Raw genomic sequence first — 9,023 nt, forward strand, 5'->3', positions numbered from 1 at the left:
AACAGCATAAAAATCGGCTGAAGATGACTCTCCAGCCGATTTCGGGCCCTCTTCGCCGCTTTTCCCGTTTTTTGCCCGGTTTTTCCAGCCCCCGGTCCGTCAAAAGACATCGGAAAAAAACTTTAGTCCGCAAAGATGCTGCGAAAAGGCGCTCCGTCCGCAGCATCTGGAGCGCTTTTCTCTCTGCCCTTCTCAAATAAGACACTTCCCCTGTTGCAGTCGGCAGCTATCCCCCACTCGTAAACAAACAGAGGCGTGAAGCCAACGCTCCCCGCCTCTGACCGACAAATTCACGTCGAAATGCCGAATCGACTGCCATCAGGCAAGAGTCGGCACCACTCGTTTGAAAAGCTCCAGAACCTTTTCGGCATTGCTCTGAGCCACGGCAAGAATGGCCTCCCATGTGACCACATCATCATCCTTCCAGGAATCATAGTCTGTGCTCATGGCCACGGCGGCATAGGGAATGCCCAGCTCGTTGGCCATGATGGCTTCCGTGGCAATGCTCATGTTGATGATATCCGCTCCCCAGATACGGAACATCCTTGATTCCGCTCTTGTGGAAAAACGCGGCCCTTCAATGGTAATGACAGTGCCGCCGTCATGAAAACGATACCCCAGAGCCGAAAGCTCGCGGGCGAGAGCCCGTCGCATGGCTGCGTCGAAAGGCTCAGCCATGGCAGTATGCACGGGATTGCCCGGCTCAAACGACTCAAAGAAGCTCAGCGGACGCAGCCGGGTGAAGTCTATGAACTGATCGGGAATAACGAGATCCCCCCGTTCGATTTCCTCACGCAGAGAACCCACGGCAGTACTGGCCAGCAGATGGGTGCATCCGGCTTCCTTCAATGCCCACAGATTGGCGCGATAGTTCACCTGCGTGGGCGGAATGGTATGCCTGCGGCCGTGCCGCGCCATGAGCACTACCGGCACGCCGCCGATGCTGCCTTCTCTGAGCGAGCTGGACGGCTCGCCGTAAGGCGTACTCACCGCCATATCGCGGGAAACTTCAAAAAACGATGGATCATCAAGACCGCTGCCGCCTATAATGCCTATTTTATTCATGATGTTTCCAATGCAGGTTCAATGTCCATGGTTCTGCAATGCCCGGTCTCTGCCGCAGCGCAGCCAGTTTTCTCTACATTCATGCCGAGTCTTTCCCCAATTTCCGTCGCTCTGCCGCAGCTTTCCGGAGTTCCTGCCGCGCCGTGTCTAACAGGGAATGTACCCCTGCGAGAGCATATATAAAAGGTCACGCATATGCTCGACGTTGGGCGCGTACATGAGAAAGCCGTCCTGGTGGCCCGTCATGGCGATGATGCCGTCCGCAGGATGACGCCGCACAAGTTCCGCCACGCTGTGCGCCATGGCCGGAGTGCCGAACGCCGCCCCGGGTGCTGTGGCCGGAGCCTTGCCCCGAATAAGCTGATCATAGAGCCCGGCATGATGCAGATGAATGACGCATCCCGTAACCGGAGACGCTTCGTATATGGCCGCATGGGTCATGGATTCGGAACTGGCCTGTGCCGGTCCCACCGACCAGACGGTATTGGCGTCGATGTCGCACCTGGTCACAAGGCAGTAATGCTCCGGTCCGAGCACGAAAATATGTCCCGTGGCTGTAGCCGTGACCACAAAGCCCTGCTCCGCCCTCAGGGAAAGATTCCCGTATCCGACGCCGTTTTCGAGCTGTCCCACAAGCCCGGCGCGAACAAGATCGGTCCGAAGCTCATTGAGCGCCGTCCAGTCGGGATGCTCCGGGGCCGGACCGTATTCATGCACGCAGCGGTATTTGACGTATCCTTCTTCCTCGCTCATGCGTTTATCCTCAGGCCTTGCCCTGTTCCGGGTACAGGGACAGAATCCCCTGCTCCGAAGCGGCGCACACGCCTCGTTCGGTAATAAGTCCAGTAATGAGCCGCGCGGGCGTCACATCGAAGGCCCAGTTGCGGGCCGTCGTGTCCTGGGGACAGATCAGCACGCCTTCCACTCTCCCCTGCGCCGAAAGTCCGGAAATCATGCGCACCTCGTCGGCACTTCGCTCCTCGATGGGAATCTCGCGCACGCCGTCGCGCAGCGCGAAGTCAAACGTGGACGAAGGCAGGGCCACATAAAAGGGAATCCCGTTGTCGGCGGCGGCCAATGCCTTGAGATAGGTGCCTATCTTGTTGGCCGCATCGCCGCAGCGCGTCACCCTGTCGGCTCCGGTAATGACGAGATCCACCATGCCGTGCTGCATGAGATGACCGCCTGCGTTGTCCACAATAAGATCATGCGGCACGCCGTGCCTGCCCAGTTCCCAGGCGGTAAGACTCGCGCCCTGATTGCGCGGCCTTGTTTCGTCCACCCATACATGCACGGGAATGCCGGCATCGAAGGCCGCATACACAGGGGAGAGCGCAGACCCGTAATCCACAAAGGCCAGCCATCCGGCATTGCAGTGCGTAAGTATGTTCACGGGCCGACCGGGATGGCGGGCCGCAGCTTCTTTAATAATGGAAAGACCGTGCTCCCCGATGCGTCGGCAGAACTGTGCATCTTCGTCGGCAACAGCCTGAGCCTCGGTACGGGCGGCACGAATGGCCGCATCGCCGGAAAGTCCCGCCATGGCTCTCTTCTGACGCTCAAGAGCCCAGACAAGATTTCCGGCCGTGGGTCTCGTGGCGCGCAGCTTATCCATGCTCCGGGCAACAAAGCCGCAAAAATCGTCCTTCGGAGCCGTGCGGGCGGCTACCCACACGCCCCACGCGGCCGTGGCTCCTATGAGCCCGGCGCCGCGCACCCACATGTCGCGTATGGCGCTGCACACCTCATCCACGCTGACAAGCGCCCTTGTTCTGAACTCATGGGGAAGCGCCGTCTGATCAATGATGAAAAGAGTTTCGTCCGCGCCTTCGCCTTCCGTCCATATGGTACGGTAATGTCTGCCGTTCACGTTCATGGGTCACTCTACTGGATTCGCAGCTCAAGCGCATTGCGGTTCAGGGGAACAAGCGCCGCCTTGCCCGTGGTCTTCATGTCGAAGACAAGACGGGTCTTGTCGTCATGCTGCCCCACGCGCACGGCCTGAATGAGCCGGTTGCTCGGCACGCGTGGCACGTTGATTTCCCAGTTGCCGGCAAGATCAAGAACCACGCGGTCGGGGTTGCCGAGGGTGAAATAATGTCCCACCATGGGCGCGTTGCCCTGCAATGTCAGCTTGATCTGACTGCCCTGCATGGAAAACTTTGCGGACGTCACCACGCGTTCATACGTCTGGCCGTTCTGCTCAGCTTCCGCAGTAGCGACATGTTTCTGCCCGGTTTCCTCCACAGGCTGAGGGGCGACACTTTCGACGGCCCCCCCCTCCGACGGAACAGGAACATCATCCGACGGCTGCTTTTTGGGGCTTTCCTGCTTTTCGGACTTTGCCGGCGCGCCCTTTCCGTCTCCGCCGGAAGAAGCACCACCCTTTTCCTTTGCAACGGAAGACGCTGCGGAAGCCGCCCCTTTTTCCTTGATCTCTTCCGACCGCTCCGCCTTCGCTGCGGTCGTGGCATCCGACGTCCTTTCCATTTCAACGCTTGCCGGTCTCGTATCGAAGGGGGCGGATGCAGCTACAGATCTGTCGTTTTTCCGGGGGGAAGTATCCACGGAGTCTTTGCCGTCGACAGATGAGGGGGACGGCAGAGATTCAAGTTCCCGCCCGCTGTCCGCAACGGCGGATACCGCATGAGCTTCCCTGCTTTCCTGAAATTCCGTCAGACCGACGAGCTTGCCCGATATCTCCGAACGTCCGGCCTCATAGCCGGGTTCATCCTTAAAAAAGGCGGCCACGCCCACAGCAACGACCAGCATGGCCGCAGCACAGGCGAAAAGACGCAAAGTTCTGCCCATGTCATCCTCTCATACTCCGCAATGCGAAGCGCTGTTTACGTCCTCTATAGCCGAGATTCCGGGGGCATGACAAGCCGCCTGCTCATGTGAAAAATTCTGCCACAGTGGACGGTCAGGCCTTTTTCCTATAGAGCATTTCCATGCACGAACTCTCCCTTATGGCAAGCGTCATGGACATAGCGCGGGAAGAACTTTCCCGTCACGGAGCACACCGTCTCACTCTTCTGCGCATACGGCACGGCGTACTGGATCAGGTACAGCCCGACGCCATGCGCATGGCCTTCGAGGCCATGACGAAAGGTACTCCTGACGAGGGGGCGAAGCTCGAACTTGTGGAAGAGCCGCTGCGCCTTTCCTGCTGTCTGTGCGGCCACGAATTCACCCCCGACGACAGAAACGCCCTCTACGCGCCCTGTCCTGCCTGCGGCGAAACCGTTCCTTTCAGCGTCATCGGCGGAGAAGGCATTTTTCTCGACCATCTGGAAGCGGAGTGACTCCGACTTCTCTGCATCCGTTACATCTGAACCATCCGAGGCACATCATGGAAATTCCTGTTGTCCGCAACGTACTGGAGGCCAATGACCGCATAGCCGGACGCCTTCGCGCCGACTTCGCGCGCCGCGGCACTCTTGTTCTCAATCTCATCAGTTCTCCCGGCTCCGGCAAGACCTCGCTTCTGGAACGAACGCTGAACGACCTGGCGGGAGAGTTCCGCATGGCCGTCATCGAAGGCGATCTTCAGACCGACAACGACGCCAGACGCGTGGCGGCTTCCGGCGCACAGGCGGTGCAGATCAACACCGAAGGCGGCTGTCACCTCAACAGCAGCATGGTAAGCGAAGCTCTTCAGGCACTCGACTGCGATGGGCTGGACATTCTCTTCATAGAAAACGTGGGCAACCTCGTCTGCCCCACGGAGTTCGACTGCGGAGAAGACGCCAAGATCGCCCTGCTCAGCGTGACCGAAGGGGACGACAAGCCCCAGAAGTATCCCTACCTTTTCCACAAGGCCAAGGCCATGATTCTCAACAAGATCGACCTGCTTCCCTATGTGGACTTCGACGTGAAGAAGGCCCGCGCCCACGCCTGTGCCCTTAACGCCGATCTTGCCGTCATGGAAGTGTCCTGCCGTAATCATGAAGGTCTGGAAGACTGGTACGAGTGGCTGCGCGCCGCCGCCAAAGCAAAAAAAGAAGCCGCCCATGAGTGAAACTCCCTCCTGCTGCATGCTGCCCGAGTCCTCCCCCTTCCACTCCTATGAGGATGTGCTGCGCCATCTTGATTCCCTCGGACTTTTCCACATGGACATGGGCCTCGGCCGCATGGAACGCGCGCTGCACGCCCTCGGACTCGACAAGTTCCGCTGTCCGGCCGTACAGATCGTCGGCACCAACGGCAAGGGGTCGACGTCGGTCTTTCTTCAGGCCATAGCCATGGCTCACGGCATGAACGTGGGGCTCTACACCTCGCCGCACTTCGTGTGGCCGGAGGAGCGCATTCAGCTCAATCACACCATGCTGCCCCGCCGCGTATGGCCGGCGCTTGCCGGAAACGCCGTGCAGGCCGAGAAGGATCTCACCTACTTCGAGCTTCTCACGGTCATGGCTGCTTCTGCCTTTCAAACCAGTGAAAGTGATCTCATGATTTTCGAGGCTGGACTCGGCGGCCGCTACGATGCCACCACGGCACTTCCCATGGACATGGTGTGCTTTGCCCCCATAGGCATGGATCATCTGAACGTACTCGGCAACACGCTTGCCGCCATTGCCGACGACAAATCCGACGCTCTGCGTCCCGGCGTTGCGGTGGCCGTCAGTGCGCCGCAGGAACCGGAAGCCCGCGACATTCTCTTTGCCAAGGCGCAGGAACGCGGCATTCCGCTGTGCTGCTGCCCCACGAACGAAGGCTGCAACGGCAGTCCTGCGGGCAAAGCCCTGTGGGAATGCCTGCCGGACGACCTCAAAGCCTGCTCCGTTCTGCCCTCCGACGTGAAGCTCGGTCTGCGAGGCTCCCATCAGCTCGTGAACGCACAAACGGCAGTCCTTGCCTGGGTCATGCTCTGCCAGCGCTATCACTGGAAGACGGACGCGCACACCATTGCGCTCGGCCTCAGCAGGGCATTCATTCCCGGAAGGCTTCAATTTGCTCCTGCCGGCGAGGGACATCCGGCCATCTGGCTGGACGGAGCCCATAATCCTCACGGCATGACGGCTCTCCTGTCTGCCGTGTCCTCCATGAGCAATGAAGAGCACCCCGGCGCCGTGGTGTTCTCCTGCCTTGCCGACAAGCAGCCGGAAAAGCTTACCGCCCTGATGAAAAAGGTGGCCGGTGATGCGCCCATCTTCGTGCCCACCATCAGGGACAACCCCAGGGCTGCCGCTCCCGCCGAGCTTGCGCGCATGCTCGGCAAGTCCGCCAGTGTCGTGCCTTCTCTTGAAGAAGCCCTTTCCGCCGCCGGAAAGGCTGCGGGTACAAAGCCCGTGCTGGTATGCGGTTCCCTGTATCTGCTCTCGGAACTCTTTTCTATCTGGCCCTCGCTGCTGAAGGCTTCCCAACAGGCGGGATAACAGCCGCCACAGGGACGCGGCGACGCCCCCATGCTCTGTCGGAAGCGTGTTTCCGACAGAGCGTTTTCCCTCATCACAGGAGCATTCATGTCGTCACTTTTCCGCTCGCTTCCTTCGGTGGATGCCTGCCTCCGCTGGTTGGAGGAAGACTTTGCCGCCACGCCGCACAGCGTGCTGCTGGAAAGCTGCCGCGCCGTGCTCGACGAGCTTCGCGAAGACATACGGTCCGGACGCATAACGGATGAATCCGCCCTGAGTCCGGAACAGGTACTGCCCCGTCTTCAGGCTGTCGTGAAAAAAAAGGACCGTCCCCGCTTTTGCCGGGTCATCAACGGCGCAGGCGTGGTGGTTCATACCAATCTCGGCCGCTCCGTGCTGGCCAGAGAAGCGCGGGAAGCCGTGCGCATTGCCGCGTCCGGCTACAGCAACCTGGAGTTCGACCTTGAAACGGGTGAACGCGGCAGCCGCACAAGTCTTGTGGAAGAGCTGCTCTGCTCGCTCACGGGAGCCGAAGCGGCGCTGGTGGTGAACAACAACGCCGCCGCCGTTCTGCTCATGCTCGACACCTTGTGCAAGGGCGGAGAGGTCATACTCTCACGCGGACAGCTTGTGGAAATTGGCGGCAGCTTCCGCATTCCTGATGTGATGGAACGCAGCGGCGCGACGCTCAGGGAAGTAGGGACGACCAACCGCACGCATCTTGCCGACTATGAGCGGGCCCTTACGGAAAATACCCGGGCCGTGCTCTGGGTGCATCCCTCCAACTACCGCATCATCGGTTTCCATTCGAGCGTGCCCGCCGACGAGCTGGCCGACTTCGCCCATGCCCACGGTCTTCCCATGCTGGAAGATCTCGGCAGCGGCAGTCTCATGGACTTTTCCCACTGGGGACTGCATGACGAGCCCACCGTGCCCGAAGTCCTGCGTCAGGGAACGGATGTGGTCACCTTCTCGGGCGACAAGGTGCTCGGCGGCCCGCAGGCCGGCATTATCGTAGGGAAAAAGGCGTACATCGACAAAATGAAAAAAAACCAGCTTCTGCGGGCGCTTCGCTGCGACAAGCTCACATTTGCCGCGCTGGAAGCCACGCTCCGTCTCTACCGCGATCCGGAAACGGCCCGCAGAGCCATCCCCACGGTGCGCCGCATGAGCATGGATCAGGAAACTCTGAAAACGCGGGCCGCGACGCTGAGGGAACTCCTTGCCGAAGAACTCTCGGGACTCGCCACCTGCTCGCTGAAGGAAGACTTTTCCCGCGTGGGCGGCGGCTCCTTCCCCGAGCAGGGCATGCCCACCACGCTGGTATGTGTTCACCCCGCCGGATGTTCCGCAACACAGCTCAAAATGCGCCTGCTCTCCACGGATCCCCCGCTCGTCGGCAGACTCGGCGACGAATCGTTCGAACTCGATCCGCGAACCATGGACGACGACGAATTTCCCGACGTCGCCCGGGTGCTGAAGGACGCGCTTTGCGGAATCGAACGCTGAAGCCCTTCACGAATGCCGCCGCATGGTTATATTAATAAGGAATATAGCAGCCCCTGCGGACGGCATGCATAACGGGTGGCAGAACATGGTTTCTGCCGCGACGGAAAAACAGACTTCCGCCATCCTGCGGTTCGAAAACGCCGCTCAAAGACAACATCATTTCGAGGTCATCATGGACGAACTTGCCTCTTCTTCCAAATCCGGCTGGGAAATCTACCGCTCGGCCGACGATCGTCAGGCCATGAGCGCTCTGGCCGATGATTACATCCGCTTCATTTCCGAATGCAAAACCGAACGCGAAGCCGTGGACGGCGTTATTGCCAGACTCCAGGATGCCGGTTACGTCGAAGGTTTCGAGACCGGCAAGGGCTGGCAGGCGCTGCACGGGAAGGCCATTTTCGTGGCCCGCCGGGGACGCAGACCGCTTTCCGAAGGCATCCGCCTCATCAGCGCTCATACCGACAGCCCGCGGCTCGACCTCAAGCAGCATCCGCTCATCGAACAGGTAGGCGTTGGTCAGGCAAAAACCCACTACTACGGCGGTCTGCGCAAATATCAGTGGTTCGCCCGTCCCCTGGCCCTGCACGGCGTCATCGTGAAGTCAGACGGCGAAGTCATCCGTGTCTGCCTCGGCGAAGAAGAAAACGAACCCGTGTTCACCGTCGCCGATCTTCTGCCGCATCTGGCCCACAAAGACGGAGGACTCAAGCTCTCCGAAGCCTTCGACGCCGAAAAGCTCAACGTCATTCTCGGCCATGAGCCCGTGCTTGCCGACAGCGAAAAGGAAAACGACAAAGCTCCCAAGGAAGCCGTGAAGGCTCGCGTTCTCCAGCTTCTCAACGAGAAATACGGCATTCGCGAAGACGATCTCATTTCCGCGGAACTCGAAGCCGTGCCCGCCGGTCCCGCCCGCTATGTGGGACTCGACAAGGGCATCGTAGGCGGCTACGGACAGGACGACCGCATCTGCGTATACACGGCCCTGCGCGCCCTGCTCGACGCCGAAGACCCCGAATACACGAGCTGCCTCATCTTCTGGGACAAGGAGGAAATCGGGTCCGACGGCTCCACCGGCGCAAGCTCCCGCTTCTT

Annotated in this window: 9 protein-coding genes and 1 pseudogene; 6 read left to right on the top strand and 4 right to left on the bottom strand. The window is 60.0% G+C overall.

The genetic code is table 11. From position 1 onward, the window contains the following. Positions 1-200: hypothetical protein (locus Q0J81_RS08940; RefSeq protein WP_294447291.1), on the top strand; the 200-nt coding region annotated here is incomplete at its 5' end. Between the two features lie 118 nt (positions 201-318). Here the strand turns inward: Q0J81_RS08940 and mtnP are convergent. The 4 genes from mtnP to Q0J81_RS08960 form a co-directional block, all read right to left on the bottom strand. After that, the gene (gene mtnP, locus Q0J81_RS08945; protein ID WP_294447293.1) at positions 319-1,065 is read right to left on the bottom strand and encodes an S-methyl-5'-thioadenosine phosphorylase; all 747 of its coding nucleotides are present in this window, start codon (positions 1,063-1,065) and stop codon (positions 319-321) included. A gap of 147 nt (positions 1,066-1,212) precedes the next feature. Further along, positions 1,213-1,818: a class II aldolase/adducin family protein gene (locus tag Q0J81_RS08950; protein ID WP_294447294.1), complete on the bottom strand. Its 606-nt coding sequence runs from the start codon at positions 1,816-1,818 to the stop codon at positions 1,213-1,215. A gap of 10 nt (positions 1,819-1,828) precedes the next feature. Continuing rightward, positions 1,829-2,941: an S-methyl-5-thioribose-1-phosphate isomerase gene (mtnA, locus tag Q0J81_RS08955; RefSeq protein WP_294447295.1), complete on the bottom strand. Its 1,113-nt coding sequence runs from the start codon at positions 2,939-2,941 to the stop codon at positions 1,829-1,831. An 8-nt stretch (positions 2,942-2,949) separates the two neighbouring features. Beyond that, positions 2,950-3,876: an AMIN domain-containing protein gene (locus Q0J81_RS08960; RefSeq protein ID WP_294447297.1), complete on the bottom strand. Its 927-nt coding sequence runs from the start codon at positions 3,874-3,876 to the stop codon at positions 2,950-2,952. A 140-nt stretch (positions 3,877-4,016) separates the two neighbouring features. On the opposite strand from Q0J81_RS08960, the gene Q0J81_RS08965 reads away from it, so the two are divergent. The 5 genes and pseudogenes from Q0J81_RS08965 to Q0J81_RS08985 all read left to right on the top strand — a co-directional run. Then, positions 4,017-4,370, top strand: a complete 354-nt coding sequence (locus Q0J81_RS08965; RefSeq protein ID WP_294447298.1) for a hydrogenase maturation nickel metallochaperone HypA — start codon at positions 4,017-4,019, stop codon at positions 4,368-4,370. 47 nt (positions 4,371-4,417) lie between these two features. Continuing rightward, a complete protein-coding gene (gene hypB, locus Q0J81_RS08970) occupies positions 4,418-5,086 on the top strand; it encodes a hydrogenase nickel incorporation protein HypB (protein WP_294447299.1) in 669 nt (222 codons plus the stop codon). After that, the gene (locus tag Q0J81_RS08975; RefSeq protein ID WP_294447300.1) at positions 5,079-6,443 is read left to right on the top strand and encodes a cyanophycin synthetase; all 1,365 of its coding nucleotides are present in this window, start codon (positions 5,079-5,081) and stop codon (positions 6,441-6,443) included. The genes hypB and Q0J81_RS08975 overlap by 8 nt, the downstream gene beginning before the upstream one ends. Before the next feature lie 87 nt (positions 6,444-6,530). Beyond that, a complete protein-coding gene (selA, locus tag Q0J81_RS08980; RefSeq protein ID WP_294447301.1) occupies positions 6,531-7,931 on the top strand; it encodes an L-seryl-tRNA(Sec) selenium transferase in 1,401 nt (466 codons plus the stop codon). 172 nt (positions 7,932-8,103) lie between these two features. Continuing rightward, positions 8,104-9,023, top strand: a pseudogene (locus Q0J81_RS08985) (aminopeptidase); the annotation flags it as partial.

This window comes from uncultured Mailhella sp., assembly GCF_944324575.1.
Taxonomy (GTDB): Bacteria; Desulfobacterota; Desulfovibrionia; order Desulfovibrionales; family Desulfovibrionaceae; genus Mailhella.